Origin of the sequence: Pseudomonas sp. PD9R, from assembly GCF_019200975.1 — a bacterium.
In the GTDB taxonomy this organism is placed as follows: Bacteria; Pseudomonadota; Gammaproteobacteria; order Pseudomonadales; family Pseudomonadaceae; genus Aquipseudomonas.
Window position 1 is genome coordinate 77,759 of sequence record NZ_JAHTMR010000008.1, and the last position, 20,113, is coordinate 97,871.

Here is a 20,113-nt window from a genome sequence, read left to right on the forward strand (position 1 = left end):
TGTTGAATTTAAAGGATAAATTATAATTTTGCGAAAGCGATGCAGGCAAAAATAACCACGGTTGTAGGCGTTTTTGCAGCGGTGACACGCAACAAACACCCTCTGTAGGAGCTGTCGAGTGCAACGAGGCTGCGATCTTTTGATTTTCTGCATTTCCAGCTGCGCCGAAAAACAAGATCAAAAGATCGCAGCCTGCGGCAGCTCCTACAGGGGGCGTGTGGGCGTCAGGCGCTTCTGTAGGAGCTGTCGAGTGCAACGAGGCTGCGATCTCTTGATCTTCTGCATTTCCAGCTGCGCCGAAAAACAAGATCAAAAGATCGCAGCCTGCGRCAGCTCCTACAGGGGGCGTGTGGCTGGCAGGCGCTTCTGTAGGAGCTGTCGAGTGCAACGAGGCTGCGATCTCTTGATCTTCTGCACTTCCAGCCGCGCCGAAAATCAGATCAAAAGATCGCAGCCTGCGGCAGCGCCTACAGGGGGCGTTTCAACCAGTTAGTCGCGTTGCAGCTTGCGAATCAATGTGCCGATGTCGATGCCCAGGTGCTGCGCAGCCTTGCGCTTGCTGCCGCACAGGTCCACGGCCTGGAGGATGATCTGGCGTTCGAATTGCTGGACCTGAAGTTTGAGGTTCTGTTCAGGGGTTTCGTCTGTGTCATCGTCTGCGATCGGCGGTTTCAATCGTTCCTGAACGCGCGCCGGTTGCAGCAACTCGGCCGGCAGATGATGCTCCTGCGCTTCATCGTCAGCGAGCACCGCCAACCGTTCAAATATGTTCACCAGTTCACGAACATTGCCCGGGTAGTCATAGCTCATCAGCCGCTTGCGGCAACCGGCGGACAGGCTCAGTGAAGGCTCGCGATCACCGTTGATTCGACTGAGCAATATGTCGATGAGAAACGGCAGATCATCGCGATGCTGGCGCAGCGGCGGAATTTCTACCGGCAGCACAGCGAGGCGATAGTAAAGGTCGGCGCGGAATTCTCCGGTACTCACCGAGTGGCGCAGATCCTTGTTGGTGGCCGCAATCACTTGCACCTGCACGGTTTTGCTCAACGGCGAGCCCACCGACTGAATGGTGCTGTCTTCAAGAAACTTCAGCAGCTTGGCCTGCACGTGCAACGGGATCTCGCCAATCTCGTCGAGGAACAGCGTCCCACCGGATGCCGCCTCGATATAGCCTTGCTTGCCGCCCTGCAACGCACCGGTAAAGGCGCCGCGCTCGTAGCCGAACATTTCCGACTCGAACAGGCTCTCGGGAATGCTCCCGCAGTTGACGTGTATGAACGGGCGATCACCCCAACCGGCCGCACGGTGAATATGCCGGGCAATGGCGGTCTTGCCGACGCCGGGTTCGCCCAGCAGCAACAGCCGCGCACGCCGACGGAATGCGCGCACGCCGGTGTCGGCAATGCTCGACAGCTGCGGTGACAGGTGCAGGGCGTTGTCCTGTGGATCGCGCAGGCCTTGTGGTTCCACCGGGCGACTGCCAAGTGACGCTCGACGCTGCGGCTGGCTGCCGTCGAAGTCTTTCTGGGTCAACATCCTGAACGGTTTTTCGTAGGCGCCCGTGGGAATGGCGTGGGTGCTGCTGAGCAGCACGCGACCTTCCCGGGAGCGGGTCAGGGCGCTGTTGCCGCCGCGATTCAGAGCACCGAGCAAGTCGTCGTAATTCAATGCTGAACGCTGGTAAAAATCACTCTCGGACAAACCGACAGCTTGCTGCTTCGACAGCCGGTTGACGCGCTCGGCGGCCAGGTTGAGAAAGCGCACCCGGCCTTCACCGTCGGTGACAATCAATGCTTCGCTGAAGCTGTCGAGCAAGGCGTGCAACGCGGGGGTTTCCAGCAAGGCACCCAACACTTCACTGCTGGCGTTGACCGAGGAACGCATGCCCATCTGCAATGTGGGCGGCAGGTTCGAGTCTTTCATGGGTGCAACTCTTCGACGTGACGAACGCCCTGGCTTTCGCGAAAGACGGCGACCTTCCAGGCCACCCCGTCACGAATCAGGATGCGCGAGCAATGCACATTGAAATTGCGGTCGCGCCCGTTCAGATCCGGCAACGGCAGGTTGTGCCAGGTGCGCTCAGGCAGGGCAGAGCCCAGTAGCAAGCGGGCGATACCGGCACCATGGGTGATGCCGAAGGTGTCTTCGAACGCCGCGTTGCGCCATTGCGGTTGCAGGTGTTCATCGATCACCAGTACGGCGTCGGGCACGGCATCGAATACCCGGCGCAGGGCATCAATGCGCTGCTCGGCGTCGTGCTGCATGCGCAGTTCCTGGCTCACGTCGCGGATACTGCCCCACATCCGCAACAGCTGCCCGTTGATAATGGTCGCTCGTACGTCGTTCTCAACGTAGGCCGGCGAGCCATCGTGGCGCCGATCCACCGAAAGCGCGCAGTCGACGCTGAACCCGGACTCGATCAAGCGCCGCACGAACTCTTCGTTGGCCGGGCTGCGCGGCCAGTAGAGACGCACCGGTTGATGGTTGAAGTCGACATCCGACGGCATCTCGTAAACCTCGGCCATGGCGCGGTTGCACATGCGCCAGTGGGAGTCGTTTTCGAACACTTGGCGGACGATTTCGTCCGGGGAATTGTTGATGTCCACCGCCTCGGCGAACTCGATGCACCAGTAGGCGACCTTCGCGCTTTGCAGCATCTGGCTCATCACTTCGTTGGCGTTTTGCATTTCCCGCAGTCGATGACCCAGCGTCCCCAGGGGGATTTTCAGCAGATGCAGACGCGCCGGTTGCACGCGGCGCCATTCCAGCAGGCCGCTGGCGACGACGTGAAGCAGGCCGCCGTTGTGGCGAATCAGGGTGAGTTCCAGGCTCTGGACGTGTTCGTCGGCTGGCGGGTTGGCAAACAGTGATTGCAAGGTGCGCACCGACTCGACGCTGAAGATGCGTTCGATCGGTTGCGTCAGCAGTGCTTCGGGCGCATAGCCCAATTGATCGCTCAGGCTGGCGGACAGGCTGAGCAATTGCCCGTCGGCGCTGATGGTGCTTGCGAGGGGCTGAGCTTTCTTGGCCAGTAAATTCAGGATATCCATCGATGGATCGGCTCGATTTGGCGTAGGGGTGTCTGGACAGGGCATATCGCATGCCAACTGAAACGCTAATGAATATTGACCGTTGAGCGCGCGTCAAAGCTGAAATGCTGCGATATCGCAGCGAATGGGCATTTTCGCAGCACTTGATCACGCCAAGATACTAATCCGATGAACAACCTGTAGGAGTTGCCGCAGGCTGCGATCTTTTGATCTGATCTTTTTAATCTTCAGCAATTCCAGAGGCGCCAAATCAAAAACCAGATCAAAAGATCGCAGCCTTCGGCAGCACCCACATGGGCCATAGTTTCATTGCGTTTTATCGTGGGTTTTGCAGGATGAAATCGGTCTAAAAACAAGGACCCACACGCTGAGCGCTTTGCTACTCTGAAGGTGTAGGTGAAAACGCAGACTGATGCGCAAGCGGATAGCGAGGAGGCGTGGGGCGCGCCCCGAAGGGTACACGGTTAGAAAGATCTCCGCGCTGAGATCCAGCCCTTATGCCGTGTGAAGCAGGACAGTGCGTAGCTTCATGTCTGTTCTGTGGGAAGCCTGATAAACCTTGTAAGCCAGAGACCAGCGCTGGCCACCTACTTGGCTCTCGAAGCCTACCTGTGCAACTGGACACATGCAGCTGCCAGGATCAAATGCCCCGACCAATCGGGGCATTTGTTTGTCTGCGTCCTTCATAAGCGTCGTTCGCTCCGTCGCCTGGCGCAGGCCCGGGCCGTTAGGGCAGGCGTCAGAGCACTTATCGATTGACTGGCGGGGTTCACGGGCTGTGCTAGCGTCTTGAGGTCAACCCTCATTTGCGAGCTCCAGCCATGGACGAGACGATCGTTAACGTAACCACCGAAAAGTTCAACGCACTCATAGCAGTGATACAGGCCTACGGTGTCGCTTTCGCGGTCAAGATTCTGGGCGCTATCGCCTTCTGGATCGTCGGGCGCTGGCTGATCGGGTTTGCAGTCAGCATGGTGCAGAAAGGCCTGGGCAAGCAGAAGGTCGATCCGACCGTGCTGCGCTATGTCGGCTCGGCCATCACCGTGACGCTGAATATTATTCTGGTGATTGCCATCCTCGGCTACCTCGGGATGCAGACCACCACCTTCGCCGCGCTGCTTGCTGCGGTCGGCCTGGCGATTGGCATGGCCTGGTCGGGGTTGCTGGCCAATCTGGCGGCCGGGGCTTTCATTATTGTCCTGCGTCCGTTCAAGGTCGGTGATTTCATCAGTGCTGGCGGGGTGGTCGGTACAGTCACCGAGATCGGCCTGTTCGCGACCGCGATCAACACCCCGGACAATGTGTTGACCCTGGTCGGCAACAACAAGATCTTCAGCGACAACATCCAGAACTTCACCCATAACCCGTTCCGCCGCGTCGAACTGAAGGCGCAGCTGTCTGGCGCTGCCGACTGGAAAGCCGCTGCGGCCTTGCTCAAGGAGAAAATCGCGGCCATTCCCAATGTGCTCGCCGAACCTGCGGTAGACGTGGAAATTCTGGAGTTCAACCTGGTGGGGCCAGTGCTGGCGGTGCGTCCTTACTGCCACAACGAGAATTATTGGCAGGTGTATTTCGACACGAACCGCACTATAAAGGATGCTCTTGGCGAAGCAGGCTTCCCGGCACCGATGCCGGCACAAACAGTGATCTTCCAGCAGGGCGCTGCATTACCCGGCGCGCTGACCAAGGAGTAACCGAGTCGGGTCGATTGCGGTCATTCCTGATTGGCCGCAATCGACCCCAAGCGGAGTTAACAAGAAAAATGCAGGATGTGCGTCCAAACCCCACACTTCCCCTGGAATATTGTGTCGAGCGTCCGATATTCACTGATTTTTTGCAGCAGGCGGCCCACTCGCCGGATGCAACGGCTGTCATCTCTCACGATGCGATGTGCAGTTATGGCCAGCTTGAACAGATCAGTCAGCGCCTTGCCTGCTTCCTGATTGCACAGGGCGCCACTGCATCCGACCGGGTGGTGATTGTTTCGAGTCGTTGTGCGGCTCTGGTCTACGCAATGCTCGGTGCATCGCGTGCCGGGTTGACCTTCACCGTGGCTGACATGGCCTATCCGGCCACGCGCATAGAGCAAATCATTCGAGCGCTGGAGCCTGCGTTTATTCTGCTATGCGGTGAGGCGACGTTCGACCTGGAGCACCTGGAGCCAACGGCGGCGGGCAGTTATCCGCAAGTCGTCAGAATTCCTGAATCGCCCGCCGAGTCGCTGCATCAGTTCGCCGCTGATTCAAAGCCATTGCCAGAGGTCGATCCTGGCAAGCCGGCCTACATCACCTTCACGTCAGGCAGCACCGGTGAACCGAAGGGGATCGTGACGAATCATGCGCCCTTGGTTCATTTCGTCGAGTGGCATGTCCGGCAGCACGCATTATCAAAAGACGATCGTTTTTCCCTGCTTTCCGGGCTGGGTCATGACCCTGTCTACAGGGACGTGTTCACGCCACTCTCAATCGGTGCGAAAGTTGTTGTTCCGGCACAGACCACGGTCATAGACCCTGGCGCGCTGGCGGCGTGGTTGCATCAGCATGCAATATCGATCATTCACCTGACGCCCCCGTTGGGAAAACTGATAGAAACCGGGGCGAAAATTAGCGGGTCAAGATTCCACGCCCTGCGTTATCTGTTTTGGGGTGGGGATGCATTAAGCAATACGCTGTATGAGCAAATACGCGTCATTGCACCCAATGCCACCAGCGTGAACTTTTACGGCACGACCGAAACTCCGCAAGCAATGGCGTACTACCAGGTTGACCCTGATGCCAATAACGCCAGGATTCCGCTCGGCAAAGGAATTGAAGGCGCACAACTGCTGCTCGTGAATGAAACCAATCAGTTGGTTGGCGAAGGGGAGGTCGGCGAGATTCTGATTCGCAGCCCTTATTTGTCGATGGGCTACTGGGGCGACACAACACAAACCCGGGAAAAGTTTGTGGTGAACCCCTTTACTCATGCAGAGCACGACATTTGCTATAGAACCGGCGATCTCGGCACTTATCTTTCAGATGGCAGTGTCAGTTTTCTGGGACGGGGCGACAGTCAGGTCAAGATTCGCGGTCATCGGATCGAGCTGGCTGAAATTGAAAACGCAGTGTCGCGCCATTCCCGTGTCAAACAGTGCGTTGTGATCGCCAACAATGAAGGTTCGAACGTCAGGCTGGTGGCCTATTGCGTTTCAACAGGACCTGTTTCAGCTGCTGAATTGCGTGAGCATGTCAGTCATGAACTTCCAGACTACATGGTGCCCGCCCTATTTGGTTTTCTGGACGCCATACCACTGACACCCAACGGCAAGATCGATAAGCGAGCATTGCCGCCAGTGGTCGGTAACCCGCAGGCGACGCCCACAAGCTCGAAGCAGGCTCTGTCACCGCTTGGGCTGAAGCTGGCGAATGCCTGGGCTGAGATACTCGAAGTCCCGCATATCGACACAAATCTGTCGTTCGTGGAACTGGGTGGGGATTCGCTCTCGTTCGTTCAGGCGTCCATGGTCCTTGAGCAGCTTATCGGGCATCTCCCGGATCAATGGGAAGTCATGCCGGTTCGTGAACTGTGTGAACGGGTAAACACCACCAAACCATCAAGATTTGCCGTTCGGGCAATGGAACTGCCCGTGTTGCTGCGCGTGTTTTCTATCGTGCTTATCGTTGTCGGGCATTTTCATGTTTTTCAGAATTGGCCGTTTTTCGGCGAGACGGCAGTGTTATTTGTCGTGTCAGGTATCAGCCTGGCGAGATTCCAGTTTCAAGCCATTAATGAACGCGGTGATGCACGTACGCTTGGCAAGTCCATTGCCACGATCGCGGTGCCGACAATCCTGTATACGGCGCTGACTCAGGTGCTGTTCGACACGTTTCATTGGCAATCATTATTGATGATTTCCAATTGGTATCCGCCGAGCGTCATCGGCAGCTTTACCTATTGGTACATTGAAGTGCTGTTGCAAATGATCGTCATCATTGGCTTCGCATTGTCGTTTGAGCGGGTTAGAAAAATAATAGTTTCGAATCCGTTTCGATCCTTGATCACGGCGTCCTGTGCTTTGGCCGTCGCAGACATCTTGATTAATGCCTATGTGTTCGATGCCTCAGTACTCGACAACCGAGTGCCGCAGTATTACCTGGCGATCATGGTGCTGGGCATGGCAATCCACTATGCCCATTCAAATGCCCAGAAGTGGGTCGCCAGCGCGGTGGCAGTTGTTGTGATCCTGGGGCGAGACCTTCTGCAAATCTACGGCCATGGGCTGCCGTCCATACCTGGAATGAGCGAATACGTCGATGTAGGCGTGCCGGCCATTCTCGCGCTGATCTGGATCAAGTCTATTCCGGTGCCAGGCATCCTCGCGCGAGGTCTCGCTTCAATAGCGGCATCGACACTGTTTATTTATCTGACGCATTTTCAGTTTCAGTCCGTGGCCCGTCGCCTCTCTGACCAGCCGGCGCTCGCGGTGGTGATTGCCATCATCGGTGGCATTGCGGTGGGTTATGTCTGGAACAAGGCCGTTCGAGTCATTTTGACGCGCTGGAATGGAGGCGCGAAGAAGAGCCGTACAGAAAAGGTCGAGGAGGTCACCTGACCTGTGATTTTTGCGCTTCGAGGCTATCCTGAGTCTCAGGCATCAAATGTTGCTTCGATGATAGGTCCCCTCCGGTCATGAGGGGTCTTATGGCGTCCCACTGGCTTTTATGGACGAAAGGCCGTGGCTGCATGGATAAAAGTGGCAACGATGAACACAAGAGTCGAGCTGACGAGTGGCGAAGAGGCGCAAGACTTTTTTGTGCAGACACTGGAGCAGGCTATCGATGCTGTTGTGGTTGTGGATGATCACAATCTGGTGGTGTTTTTCAATGCCGCGGCCGAGCGATTTTGGGGCTGCTCGCGCATAGAAGTGCTGGGCAGTGATGTCAATTCACTGGTTCCCCAGGCCCTGAGCCTGCACCACGATGGTTTCGTCAGCATCAACCAGGAAGGCGGCGTCAGCAAGATCGCAGGCATCAGCCGGGATGTGCGGATCGTGCGCAAGGATGCTCAGGAACGCTGGGGCGTGATGACCGTTTCGAAAATCGCGATGCAAGACCGAACCCTCTACGCGGCGTTCCTCAAGGATGTCACGCAACTGCGCTTGCAAGACATCGAGCACCGGCTGCTGTCGATGTCGGTCAATGCCAGCCATTCGGCGACGTGCATCGTCGACACCCAGTCGCAACTCATCTACGTGAATGACGGCCTGGTTCAGTTGCTGGGTTATTCCCGTGAAGAAGTGATCGGCCAATCGCCGATGATGTTTTTTGTGTCTGACGCGCGGACGGAAACACACGCGGAGCCGGGGCTGGACAAAATCCTCTGTGGCCAACCTCACGAATTCAGCGCACTGATCAGTAAGCGCAACGGGCAGCGGCTGTGGGTGCATGTCTCTTCGACACCGGTTTTCGACGCACAAGGCCAGGTCGAGAATTTTGTGATCGTGCTGACCGACATCACGCAGTCAAAACTGCATGAGGTGTTACAGGACAAGGTCATTGGCGCACTGCTCAAAGAGGAATCCCTGGAAAATGTGCTGACCTTGCTGTGCCATGAAATTGAGCGCATTGCTCCCGAAGTGATTGTTTCGGTGCTGAGTGTGGACCCGGAAGGGATTCTGCATCCCTTGGCCAGCCCGGGTTTGCCGACGGACTATTCCCGGGCCATCGAAGGGCTGTCCATCGGTCCGGTGGCGGGGTCCTGCGGTACGGCGGCCTATCGCGGCGAGCCAGTGTTGGTGACCGACATCAATAACGACCCACTCTGGGCCGACTACAAATTCCTGGCGCAGAAGTCCGGTTTGCAAGCGTGTTGGTCCATGCCTGTGCGCAATGGCTCCGGGCGCATCGCGGCGACGTTTGCCCTCTATTTCAGGGAAAGCCGTGGGCCCGATCCCCTGCATGCTCACCTGGTCACCGCCGGCACGCACCTGTGCATGTTGGCGCTGGAGCGCGAGGAAGCACGGGAATCCATCCGCAGAATGGCCTTTTACGATGCCTTGACCGGCCTGCCAAACCGCAGCTTCCTGTTGGCCCAGGCGCAGCGCAGCATTGTCGAAATGGCACGGGAGCAGGCCGAGCTGGCCGTGCTGTTTATTGATCTGGACCGCTTCAAGCAAATCAATGATGCGCTGGGGCATGCCTCGGGAGATGCATTACTGCGCGTCATGGCGCAACGGCTGCGCAGCGTGTTGCGCGAGTCTGACCTGGTCGGCCGTCTGTCCGGTGATGAATTCGTGTTGGTCCTGCCACGAATGAACGCGACACAGCTGACGAATTTTCTTGAGCGGTTGATGACGCTCCTGAGCCGCCCGACCACGATTGCCGGCACCTCGGTCGTTGTTTCGGCCAGCATTGGTATCAGTCTGTTCCCGGCGGACGGCCAGGACATGGAGAGCCTGCTGCACCGCGCCGATATTGCGATGTACCAGGCCAAACGCACTGAACGCGGCAGCTTCAGTTTCTATGTCGAAGACATGAACCGCATCGCGCAAAATCGGTTGGTGCTGGAAACGGCACTGCGCAATTCCCTGGCCAGCGAAAGCCTGCGTCTGTTCTATCAGCCACAAATCGATCTCGCCAGCGGCTGCCTGGTTGGCGTCGAGGCGCTGGCCCGTTGGACACACCCGACACTGGGCGACATCTCGCCCACGCAATTCGTGCCGCTTGCCGAGGAGTGCGGGCTGATCAACGACTTGAGTCAATGGGTGCTGCAAGAAGCCTGTGACCAGCTCGCCGAGTGGCGTCAGCAAGGGCTGGCAATCCCGTCCTTGTCGATCAACCTGTCGCCCATCAACTTTCACAACCTCAACCTCGCAGAACTGATTGCCGGGCAATTGCGGCGCTGCGGCTTGCGGCCCAGTGACTTGTGCGTGGAAGTGACCGAGGGCGTACTGCTTTGTAACAGTCCGGGGACCGACAAAACTATCCGCGACCTGCATGCGCTGGGCGTGCGGCTGGCCATTGATGATTTCGGCACAGGCTATTCCAGCCTCGGTTATTTGCGGCATCTGCCTATCAGCGAGCTGAAGCTGGACAAGAGTTTTGTGGACGATCTGGAACATGACGCCTCTTGCCGCGCCTTGAGCGAGTCCGTCATCGGCATCGGCAAGGGACTTTCCTTGAAGGTTGTAGCCGAAGGCATTGAGAGCGCCGTTCAGCGCGACATTCTCAAGGCTCAGGGCTACGAAATCGGGCAGGGCAACTTCTTCTCGGTGCCGCTGCCGGGTGCGGAATTCGTGCAACTCATGGATCAATTCGCTCATTCAAGGACGGCCTGACGATGAGCCGGTAAACTGGCCGCCGAAATCACGACGGCCCTTTTACCTTCTCAAGCAAGAGTTCCCCCATGGCAAATCAAGACATCTCCTTTCTGCCCGATCCCGACGCGGACTCCATCTCTTCCGACGTTGCCGGTTTCGGTGGCCTGCTGGTCTCCACGCAGATCCCTACCCACGCCGACGGCAGCCTGGAGCTTGGCGACATTACCCTGCAAAGCGAATGCACCCTGCAGGCGCTGAAAGTTGCACTGGAGCGTGCCGGCAGTTCCATGGATCGCGTCCTGCACCTGACCATCTACCTCACCGACATGGCCGACCGCGCCGCCTTCAACGAAGTATACAAACGCTTCTTCGCCAAGCCGTGGCCAGTGCGCGCCGCCGTTGGCGTGGCCGCTCTGGCGGTTGAAGGTATGCGGGTGGAAGTCACTGCGATGGCGGCAAAAGCCTGAATTCAGCGGTTTTTACACCCGTAGGAGCGAGCCTGCTCGCGAAGGCGCCAGCACATCCAGCATAAAGGGTGACTGAACCGACGCTATCGTGAGCAGGCTCGCTCCCACAAGGATTTTGGTCAATCCAGCTTCCTCAGGCACCACCGGGCAGCACCCGGATGCCGGTCCGGTGTTTCGCCGCTACAATGCGTGCCTTGACCGTGACAAGCCAGACTAAAAAAAATGTCCCTACCCAAGCATCACCTGGAATTGCTCAGCCCCGCCCGCGACGTCGCCATCGCCCGCGAGGCCATCCTGCATGGCGCTGACGCCGTGTACCTTGGTGGCCCGAGCTTCGGCGCCCGCCACAACGCCTGCAACGAAGTCAGCGATATCGCCCGGTTGGTGGAGTTCGCCCATCGTTACCACGCGCGGGTGTTCACCACGATCAACACGATCCTGCACGACAACGAGCTGGAGCCGGCCCGCCAGCTGATCCACCAACTGTACGATGCCGGTGTCGATGCGCTGATCGTCCAGGACCTGGGTGTGATGGAACTGGACATTCCGCCGATCGAGCTGCACGCCAGCACCCAGACCGACATCCGCACGCTTGAGCGAGCGAAGTTCCTCGACCAGGCCGGCTTCTCGCAATTGGTACTGGCCCGCGAGCTGAATCTGCAAGAGATTCACGCCATCGCCGACGAAACTGACGCGGCGATTGAGTTTTTCATTCACGGCGCGTTGTGCGTAGCCTTTTCCGGGCAGTGCAATATTTCCCATGCGCACACTGGCCGCAGTGCCAACCGTGGCGATTGCTCCCAGGCTTGCCGTCTGCCGTACACCCTGAAAGACGATCAGGGTCGCGTCGTCGCCTTCGAAAAACACCTGCTGTCGATGAAAGACAACAACCAGAGCGCCAACATCCGCGCCCTGGTGGAAGCCGGCGTGCGCTCGTTCAAGATCGAAGGGCGCTACAAGGACATGGCCTATGTGAAAAACATCACGGCCTACTACCGCCAGCGCCTGGACGACGTCCTTGAAGACCGCCCGGACCTGGCCCGCGCGTCCAGCGGCCGCACCGCGCACTTCTTCGTGCCTGACCCGGACAAGACCTTCCACCGTGGCAGCACTGACTACTTCGTCAGCGACCGCAAGATCGACATCGGTGCCTTCGACTCGCCGACCTTCACCGGCCTGCCGGTGGGCGTGGTGGAAAAAGTCGGCAAGCGCGACCTGTTGGTGGTCACCCACGAACCGTTGTCCAACGGCGACGGCCTCAATGTGCTGGTCAAGCGCGAGGTCGTGGGCTGGCGGACCAACATCGCCGAACCTAAAGGCGAATTCGAAGAGGATGGCGAAAAGCGCTACCGCTATCGCGTCGAACCCAACGAAATGCCCAAAGGCCTGCACCAGCTACGGCCCAACCATCCGCTGAGCCGCAACCTGGATCACAACTGGGCGCAGGCGCTGGTCAAGACGTCCGCCGAACGCCGGATCGGCCTTTCCTGGGCAGTACGTCTGCGCGAAGAACGCCTGGAACTGACCGCCAGCAGCGAGGAGGGCATCAACGCCAGCGTTGTGCTGGACGGTCCTTTCGGTGCGGCCAACAAGCCGGAACAAGCGTTGGAGCAATTGCACGATCTGCTCGGTCAATTAGGCACCACCGAGTACCACGCCACAAACATCGAGCTCGACGCGCCGCAGGCCTACTTCATTCCCAACTCACAGCTCAAGGCCTTGCGCCGCGAGGTGATTGAAGCGTTGACGGCGGCCCGCATCGCCGCTCACCCACGAGGCGGCCGCAAAGCCGAAACCAGCCCACCGCCGGTGTACCCGGAATCGCACCTGTCGTTCCTGGCCAACGTCTATAACCAGAAGGCCCGCGATTTCTACCATCGGCACGGCGTCAAGCTGATCGACGCGGCCTACGAGGCGCATGAAGAAACCGGCGAAGTGCCGGTGATGATCACCAAGCACTGCCTGCGTTTCTCCTTCAATCTCTGCCCGAAACAGGCCAAAGGCGTCACCGGCGTGCGCACCAAGGTTGCGCCGATGCAACTGATTCACGGCGATGAAGTGCTGACGTTGAAATTCGACTGCAAGCCTTGTGAAATGCACGTAATCGGCAAGATGAAGGGCCACATCCTTGACCTGCCGCAACCGGGCAGCGTGCAGCCAGTCGTGGGTTACATCAGCCCTGAAGACTTGCTCAAGACCATTCACCGCGCTCCGCATTGAGTCATGAACGAGGAGCCTGCCCTCAGGTGTTTGAGGGCGGGCCCTAATCACTCCGTCACTCCGGCAAGATCAAATAAAGGCCACCTGTTTTGTATAAATAATGGCTGTTTGTTTTTCCTTTTTCGCATAACTTCGCTAATGAATGGTCTGGTTTTTTAGGGTTTTCGCAGTTTTCTAATTTTGTTTTTTCTCAGCGATGAAACACTAATCGGGCTTTTGTTTTGCCTGATGTAAAGTTGTAGAGACGATATTCCACAAAATAATAATGTCTATTGTGAAAAAATCTGGCAGGTGCTTTCGAACGCCCGGCGTATAAAGGTTCGTGAACTACACTGAAATCCGGTCGTATTCGGCAATGTTAAGTTTTAAGTGCGGGTTTCCCTCAAGTGCTGCGCGATTTTCGTCGGTAAGGGTGATGGCGTTCGCATTGGATAGTCGCAATCCGGAGGTTTAATCGTGAAGAACTATCGACGATTACGATTGATGGGTACGGTTGTTATCTGGGTCTTAACGCTGGCGTTGTGTGGCGTGTATGGGTACGGAGTTCAGGAGGGTGGTGCGTTCAGTAATCACACGACTCTCTCAACAGATGGTTCTGTTCTGCACAGTCCGGATAAACTAAAAGTCAGTGAGAATAAAGATGGCGGTGGCGAACCGTTAGGGGTTCTTGCAAATATTCTCGCCGAACATCGTAATGTATCTGAAGAACATGTAAGTGCGTCCGCCAGCATTGTACTTGCCTTTATCTCTGTCGGCATTACTGCGCTTGCATTTCTTTCTCATTTGGTTGCAAATGATTTTGCCTCGGGTAAATTGAGTGTTTCTACATCTAAAGTAAAGTCAGAGAAGTTAAGGCGGGTATTTGGATCGCAGTTGTTTGTCGTCTGCGTGTTTTTTTTATTGCCGGCGTTGGCTTTTTTTGCGACGCAAGTAATGCATCACCACCCGGACTCGGCCGTGCTGGTAATGGCTATTGCCGCAATCTATGTTGCGGGTGAGCATTTTGCCTCGCTCGAGAGCCAGAAAGACTCACTTGACAAACAGGTGGAGGAATTAAATAAAGTTAAGTTGGAGTTGGATAACCAAGTTAACGATATTCAAGAAGCGGTGGGCAGTATTCAGAATGCGCTGGGAACGGCGGAAGGGCAAAAGCAAATCTACAGAGCATTCGCGGACCCAGACTCTTCGGCAAGTGATCGGGGGATTTACGCCTTTTATCATCACTTCGAAATCGACAAAGCGTGGTGGGCCACAGGTGAATGGGACAGTATTGTCAACAGTCAGCAACTTGGACTTTTTACTGCTTTGCAAAGAGGTAACAGAGAGAATGTGCTGATCGTATCACCAATACAACTTCCTTATATGGATGGCAGGGGGGCAAACAAGGCCGAAGAGTTTCATAATTTCATAGGCCTGGTGTGGTACTGGATGGTCTTGCGTAAGCTTCAACTGTTGCAGCGTCAGAATGACAAGGTTTTCAATTATCGTATTGTCACCGCGTACACATCTTTATGGGTTCATGTAATTGATAATGCGGTGTTTCAAATTATTGGTGAATTTCCAGATCGGCTCAGGGTCAGGGAACTGACATATGAAATGGGAGATAAGGACGGTCGTGTGGTTGAGTGGGCGCGCCGTGAAGTAAGAGAGACGGCATCGCGAGGTCAGGATGCTGAAGAGTATATATGTGCTTTGATCGCCAGAGTTGCCATGAAAAAAACCGACGAAAAAAAGATAAAGATGTTTAGTCTTGAATCTATTATCGCTCAGTTGGGAGGGGATGAGTGGTGCAAAGAGAAATCTCGGTTCAATGTAGGACTAGACGACGCAACGGCGAAAAAGAGGTGTGTGAAGTTGTTAGAGGGGTTTCTCGAGGTCATCGGAGAGTCTCAAGTTAAAACTGGAGATATTGATACTTCTCGTTTTGAACCGGAATATTTGCTTGCGAAGGTACTGCAATGAAGATTTTCTTTGAGTCCCTGGAGTGTCTGGCTGATGTCGTTCATCAAGTGATCGTGCCCAAATTTCTTCGCAACGAAGATGCTCCTCCTATCGCGCTGATCATTCGTAGCCAATTGTCGGTTCAGGGAAGGGATCCAGAAAAAATGGCTGATATTTTTATGGCGGCTACACGGACGCTGTTAAGCCAGCGCAGTGAACAATTAAGGGATGTTGGAGAGCAAATTACTGTAGAGGAAGCGGATCATCTGTACGTGGAATTGCTCGCAGGTGCATGCATCGGGTTGTATTTTCTCGGTGTGCCAATGGGGCAGCCATGGGACAGAGTTCTGCAATGGGTTGAAAGTGACGGAGGGGGGTTGCCTAACGGGGTTTGCGTCGCCAAGGCCATCGGCGATTTAGTCCGGGCGGAACGAAAAGCGACTGTCGATCCCGAGCTACTGGTTCGTAGTTACTTACCCGTCGCTCTCTTTCGAGAACTCATTCGAGACGGTGCGGTGTTACCCAGGGCTCCCTGCCCGCAGGACCGGCCTCTTCATTGTGCAGCGGTGGCTGCTGGCGTTCTCGGGCGCTGTTATGAGCTACTTCAAATTTGCCTCTATGTACGGGAAGGTCGTTCAATCAGTTATGTTGTACCCCGTTCCTTGATACAGAAAATGTTGGGCATTACGCCAGAGTCAGCAGAGGAACACGTGCATCCGCGTTGGGAGCAGATGTGCGACTGGTTAGACTATGTTTTTCACGCTCCCAAGCTTGATCGTCAGCATGTATGCATCATTGATCCTGTGGGTCTGCCAGCCTGCTTTATCAATCGCAGCAGCGGACTTTTTACATTCGAACGGGTTACGGATACCGATGACGCTCGAGATTTTCCGCTGCCCGCCAGCTACATGCGCAGCGGTCGGAGGTTGCAGTACAGTAATCAGTTGCGAACCGAGCGTGATTTTGCAATCACGCAAGGGAATCTCCTTTCGCGGGAGATGAGGCCTGATGTTCTTAAAAGCCTGTTGATGGCGTGAGTGACAATGTTCAAGGGCACGCGCTGCTACGCCCTAACCCGTTGATCGGCGTAGCTTGCGTGGTGACTGACGCTCAGAAATCCACCGTCGCCGACAACTTCAGCGTCCGTGGTTCGCCCTGGGTCAGATAATTGTTGGCGGTCGATGCCGAGGACCAATACGCCTTGTTCGCCACGTTCTCGACGTTGGCGCGCAGGGTGATGTAGTTGTCGTCGGCCTTAAAGCCATAACGGGCGCCGAGGTCGACGCGGGTCCAGGCCGGGATGCTCAGGCTGTTGGCCGCGTTCACGTACTCACCGCCGGTGCGCAGCATGCGACCGCTGAGCGCCGCGCCTTGAATGCCTGGAACGTCCCAGTCGGCACCGAGGTTGTACTGGAAGCGCGGCACGCCGGCGGCGCGGTTGCCATCGTTGACGCCGTTCGAGGTTTTCTTCTGCTCGGTGTTCATCCAGGTCGCCCCGGTCAAAAAGCGCAGGCCATCGATCGGTTCACCGAACAGGTTCAACTCCACACCTTTGTTCACTTGTTCGCCGTCAACACTGAAGGTTGGCAGTCGTGCGCCCGAGACGGTCGAGGTCGAGCTGTTCGGTTGCTCGATGCGATACACACCCAGCGTCGCGCCGAAGCTGTCCCAATCCAGCTTGACCCCGGCTTCGGTCTGCTTGCTGCGGTTGGGGGCGAACACTTCGTTGGGGTTGGTCACGCCGGTGGACGGTGAAGTCGGGCCTTGTTGCAGGCCTTCGATGCGGTTGGCATAGAACGACACGTGGTCCCACGGCTTGACCACCAAACCATAAACAGGCGTGGTGATCGACTCCTCGTAATTGGCCGTGCGCGCGCCGCTGGTGGTGTTCCAGCCGTCGACTTCGATGGTTTGACGGCGCACGCCGAGGGTCAGGAGGACGCGGTCGTCGATGAAGCCCAGGGTGTCGGAAGCCGCCACACTTTTGACTTGGTTTTTGCCGACGATGCGGGGGTCGTGGATGTCGCTGCCGAAGTAGGTCTTGGTCGGTCGCGGCACTTGCACTGGGTTATACAGATTGCCGTTGACGCGGTTGGCCACCAGGATCGCTTCAAACGCCGAGCGTTGTTCGCCCCAGGTGCCCGACAAGCCGAAGTTCATCTGGTGGGTGACCGGGCCAGTGTTGAAATGGCCGTTCAAACCAGCGATGGCGCTTTTGTTGTCTTCGTCATGGGGCGAGTAGAGAAAGCCGACTTTGCCGCTGCCGTCGTTGTTCACGTACAGCGACGAGTATTCGCCGTTTTCCCGGGTGTGCTTGGCGCCACCGCCGGCGTAGGCGGTCCAGTTGTCGTTGAGGTCGTATTCGCCGTTGACCATGCCGTAGGTGTCTTCGAGCTGCGACCAGGTCCAGTCCTGGGCGTAATTGTCCTTGGCCGATGGCGCGTCCGGAACTTTGGTGCCGGTTGGGTAGACCACCGAGCGACCGTTGTTGATGCGCTGTTTCTGATAGCCCAGATCGGTGGAGACGCGCAGGCGATCACCGCGAAAATCCAGCCCGACGGCGACCAATTGCGAGTGTTCGTTTTCGTCATCGATGGCCGTGTCGCCGCCGTGTTGCGCGAGGTTGACCCGTGCGCCGAAGCGGTTGTCTTCGCCAAAGCGCTGGCCGAGGTCGATGTGCCCACCCACCTGACTGTCACTGGCGTAATCCAGGGTCACGCTGCGGGTAGGAGTGTCTTGAGCGCGTTTGGGCACCAGGTTGACGCTGCCGCCAATGCCGCTGCCGCCTGGCGCTACACCGTTGATAAACGCATTCGGGCCTTTAAACAGCTCGACCCGTTCCAGCGCCTCGGTGGTGATGATCTGACGTGGCAGCACACCGTACAGGCCGTTGAACGAGATGTCGTCGGTGGTCAGCGGTAGTCCGCGAATGGTGAACACTTGGGAGAAGTTGCCGAAACCGGCGGACTGACGCACCGAAGCGTCGTTGAGCAACACATCGCCCACGGTTCTGGCTTGCTGATCCTCGATGGTCTTGGCGGTGTAGCTGACGACGCTGAACGGCACGTCATTGATACTGCGATTGCCCAGCACACCCAGACGCGCCGTACGTGCCACCTGGCCACCGGCGTAGGTGTCCACCGTTTCGTTGCTCACGCCGCTGACCGTGGTTGCCCCCAATTCAAGTGCCGCGCCGTTGCTGACCTGTGGCGCCACGGTGTAGCTATCGGCCCCCGTACTGACCAACGAATAGCCGCTGCCCTGGAGCAGTTGGGCAAAACCGGACTGCACGGTGTAGCTGCCATTCATGCCCTGGCTGGTTTTATCGTTGAGCAAGTCGGCATCGAACGACAACAGCACGCCCGACGTCACCGCGAACTGTGCCAGTACGCTGGACAGCGAACCGGGGCCGATAGCGTAGCTGTGCACCGCAGCGCTTTGCGCGACATCGGCCGCCAGCGAATCATGCATCGGGGCCATGGCGCACAGGGCAACGGCCAGGCTCAGGGCGCTCAAAGGAATGCGGGTCGGACTGAGATTGGAAAGGGGCGGGAGCGATCGGGATGTCATTCGGCAATGCCTGCGGATGCAAAGGAAAAATGTGAATTCCTCTACACACCGAACGACGGCCGAAAAGGTATCAGCAACACTGAAAATAATTTCAGACCCGCTGGTTCCGCCCGCAGATCACCGCGACAAGACAGGCGATGCCAATCAGCCCCGACGCGACCACAAAGGTCATGCGCAGGCCGTTGGCAACGGCCTGCGGGTGCGCAGTATTGATGTCGACCGCCGCGCAGGCCAGGGCGAAAACCGCCCCCAATGCCGATGCGCCAGTGATCAGCCCCAGGTTGCGCGACAGATTGAGCAGACCGGAAACCACGCCCCGTTGATCCGGCGGAACATCGGCCATGACTGCCGTGTTATTGGCCGTCTGAAACACTGCATAACCGAGGGTGATGATGACCATCGGCGTAAGGTAGCCGACGATACCGACCGCTCTCGGCAGCGTCGACAACATGATGCAGCCCAGTGCGATGGCGATGAGGCCGGTTAAGGTCATGCGCCGCGCGCCGAAACGGTCAGCAATGCGCCCGGCTGGCACCCCGGTCAATGCGGCAACCAAGGGTCCGACGGACAACACCAGCCCGACTTCAACGGCGTCCAATCCAAGCGCCTGCGACAGATAGAACGGCCCGACTACCAGCGTCGCCATCATCACGGCTGCCACCAGCAGACTCATGGCGAGGCTGCCGCTCAACTGGCGGTCACGGAACATCGCCAGGCGTATCAACGGTGCAGCGACGCGTTTCTCAACCCGGACAAACAAGACGATACCCATGCAAGCTGCGAGCAACAGGCCGATGTTCAGCGGGCCGAAATGACCGCGCCCGAGGGTCATGGCCAGCGCATAAGCGCCGAGTGTCAGCGCCAGCAGCAGGGTGCCCAACGGGTCGAAACCGGTACGTTCGGTTTTCGCCTTCTGACGATCGACAGGCAAGAAGCGATGCGCGAGCAGTAACGTCAGCAAACCTAACGGTACGGTGATCAGGAAAATCGCCCGCCAGCCGAATCCCGCCACCAGCAGTCCGCCAAACGATGGCCCCATCGCCGTGCCCATCGCCGACATCGTCCCGAGCAAGCCCATGGCGCTACCGGTTTTGTCCTTGCTCACTGTCTCGCCAACGAACGCCAGGGTCAGGGCCATCATGATTGCCGCGCCAAGGCCTTGCAGCGCTCGGGCACCAACCAGCCATCCGAGGGTTGGCGCCAGGCCACACAATGCCGATGCCAGCGTGAACAGGCCGATCCCGGACAGGAGCAGACGCCGCCGACCCAACAGGTCACCGAGCCGGCCAACGCTGACGATCAGCGCGGTGATCGCCAGCAGATACGCCAGGACAACCCACTGCACCTGCTGAAAGGACGCTTCGAACACCTGAGCCAGCGTGGGCAAGCCCACGTTGGCGATGCTGGTGCCGAGGGAGGACAACAACATCGAGAGCGACAGACTGGCCAGCGCCCATCTGATTGAGCGTGTGCGTTGCGCAGGTTCTATAGCTGTCGGTGTAGTTGTCATGCCGTGCCTCTTTTGCGGCCACTCCCGATTGGAGCTATCAGAAATCTACGCCCAC

Annotated in this window: 11 protein-coding genes; 7 read left to right on the plus strand and 4 right to left on the minus strand. The window is 57.4% G+C overall.

Translation table 11 applies throughout. The features are described from left to right. Positions 1-489 precede the first annotated feature (489 nt). A complete protein-coding gene (locus KUF73_RS16995) occupies positions 490-1,926 on the minus strand; it encodes a sigma-54-dependent Fis family transcriptional regulator (protein ID WP_218439215.1) in 1,437 nt (478 codons plus the stop codon). Continuing rightward, positions 1,923-3,053, minus strand: a complete 1,131-nt coding sequence (locus tag KUF73_RS17000) for a PAS domain-containing protein (RefSeq protein WP_218439216.1) — start codon at positions 3,051-3,053, stop codon at positions 1,923-1,925. Before KUF73_RS17000 ends, KUF73_RS16995 begins: the two co-directional genes overlap by 4 nt. 821 nt (positions 3,054-3,874) lie before the next feature. Here KUF73_RS17000 and KUF73_RS17005 point away from each other — a divergent pair. From KUF73_RS17005 to KUF73_RS17035, 7 genes are all read left to right on the plus strand, one after another. Further along, entirely contained in the window at positions 3,875-4,747 is an 873-nt protein-coding gene (locus KUF73_RS17005; protein WP_218439217.1) for a mechanosensitive ion channel family protein, read from the plus strand. A 68-nt stretch (positions 4,748-4,815) separates the two neighbouring features. Continuing rightward, positions 4,816-7,644 (plus strand): amino acid adenylation domain-containing protein, encoded by a 2,829-nt coding sequence (locus tag KUF73_RS17010; RefSeq protein ID WP_218439218.1) that lies wholly within the window; start codon positions 4,816-4,818, stop codon positions 7,642-7,644. A 150-nt stretch (positions 7,645-7,794) separates the two neighbouring features. After that, positions 7,795-10,368 carry an EAL domain-containing protein gene (locus KUF73_RS17015; RefSeq protein WP_218439219.1) on the plus strand — a complete coding sequence of 858 codons (2,574 nt, stop codon included), beginning with the start codon at positions 7,795-7,797 and terminating at the stop codon, positions 10,366-10,368. A 68-nt stretch (positions 10,369-10,436) separates the two neighbouring features. Then, positions 10,437-10,817, plus strand: a complete 381-nt coding sequence (locus KUF73_RS17020) for a RidA family protein (RefSeq protein WP_218439220.1) — start codon at positions 10,437-10,439, stop codon at positions 10,815-10,817. A 222-nt stretch (positions 10,818-11,039) separates the two neighbouring features. Then, entirely contained in the window at positions 11,040-13,037 is a 1,998-nt protein-coding gene (locus KUF73_RS17025) for a U32 family peptidase (protein ID WP_218439221.1), read from the plus strand. 456 nt (positions 13,038-13,493) lie between these two features. Continuing rightward, the gene (locus tag KUF73_RS17030; protein WP_218439222.1) at positions 13,494-14,999 is read left to right on the plus strand and encodes a hypothetical protein; all 1,506 of its coding nucleotides are present in this window, start codon (positions 13,494-13,496) and stop codon (positions 14,997-14,999) included. Continuing rightward, entirely contained in the window at positions 14,996-16,015 is a 1,020-nt protein-coding gene (locus KUF73_RS17035) for a hypothetical protein (protein WP_218439223.1), read from the plus strand. Before KUF73_RS17030 ends, KUF73_RS17035 begins: the two co-directional genes overlap by 4 nt. A 73-nt stretch (positions 16,016-16,088) precedes the next feature. Here KUF73_RS17035 and KUF73_RS17040 read toward each other — a convergent pair whose 3' ends face one another. Both KUF73_RS17040 and KUF73_RS17045 read right to left on the minus strand, forming a co-directional pair. Further along, a complete protein-coding gene (locus KUF73_RS17040) occupies positions 16,089-18,548 on the minus strand; it encodes a TonB-dependent receptor (RefSeq protein ID WP_218439224.1) in 2,460 nt (819 codons plus the stop codon). Between the two features lie 91 nt (positions 18,549-18,639). Further along, complete coding sequence (locus KUF73_RS17045) at positions 18,640-20,058, minus strand: MFS transporter (RefSeq protein WP_218439225.1); 1,419 nt, start codon at positions 20,056-20,058, stop codon at positions 18,640-18,642. Between the last annotated feature and the right edge of the window lie 55 nt (positions 20,059-20,113).

Excerpts from the sequence above, each read along its gene's own strand:
- KUF73_RS17025 (WP_218439221.1), top strand. The coding sequence starts at position 11,040 with ATGTCCCTACCCAAGCATCACCTGGAATTGCTCAGCCCCGCCCGCGAC.
- KUF73_RS17045 (WP_218439225.1), bottom strand. The coding sequence starts at position 20,058 with ATGACAACTACACCGACAGCTATAGAACCTGCGCAACGCACACGCTCA.
- KUF73_RS17040 (WP_218439224.1), bottom strand. The coding sequence starts at position 18,548 with ATGACATCCCGATCGCTCCCGCCCCTTTCCAATCTCAGTCCGACCCGC.
- KUF73_RS17010 (WP_218439218.1), top strand. The coding sequence starts at position 4,816 with ATGCAGGATGTGCGTCCAAACCCCACACTTCCCCTGGAATATTGTGTC.
- KUF73_RS17020 (WP_218439220.1), top strand. The coding sequence starts at position 10,437 with ATGGCAAATCAAGACATCTCCTTTCTGCCCGATCCCGACGCGGACTCC.
- KUF73_RS17035 (WP_218439223.1), top strand. The coding sequence starts at position 14,996 with ATGAAGATTTTCTTTGAGTCCCTGGAGTGTCTGGCTGATGTCGTTCAT.
- KUF73_RS16995 (WP_218439215.1), bottom strand. The coding sequence starts at position 1,926 with ATGAAAGACTCGAACCTGCCGCCCACATTGCAGATGGGCATGCGTTCC.
- KUF73_RS17000 (WP_218439216.1), bottom strand. The coding sequence starts at position 3,053 with ATGGATATCCTGAATTTACTGGCCAAGAAAGCTCAGCCCCTCGCAAGC.
- KUF73_RS17005 (WP_218439217.1), top strand. The coding sequence starts at position 3,875 with ATGGACGAGACGATCGTTAACGTAACCACCGAAAAGTTCAACGCACTC.
- KUF73_RS17015 (WP_218439219.1), top strand. The coding sequence starts at position 7,795 with ATGAACACAAGAGTCGAGCTGACGAGTGGCGAAGAGGCGCAAGACTTT.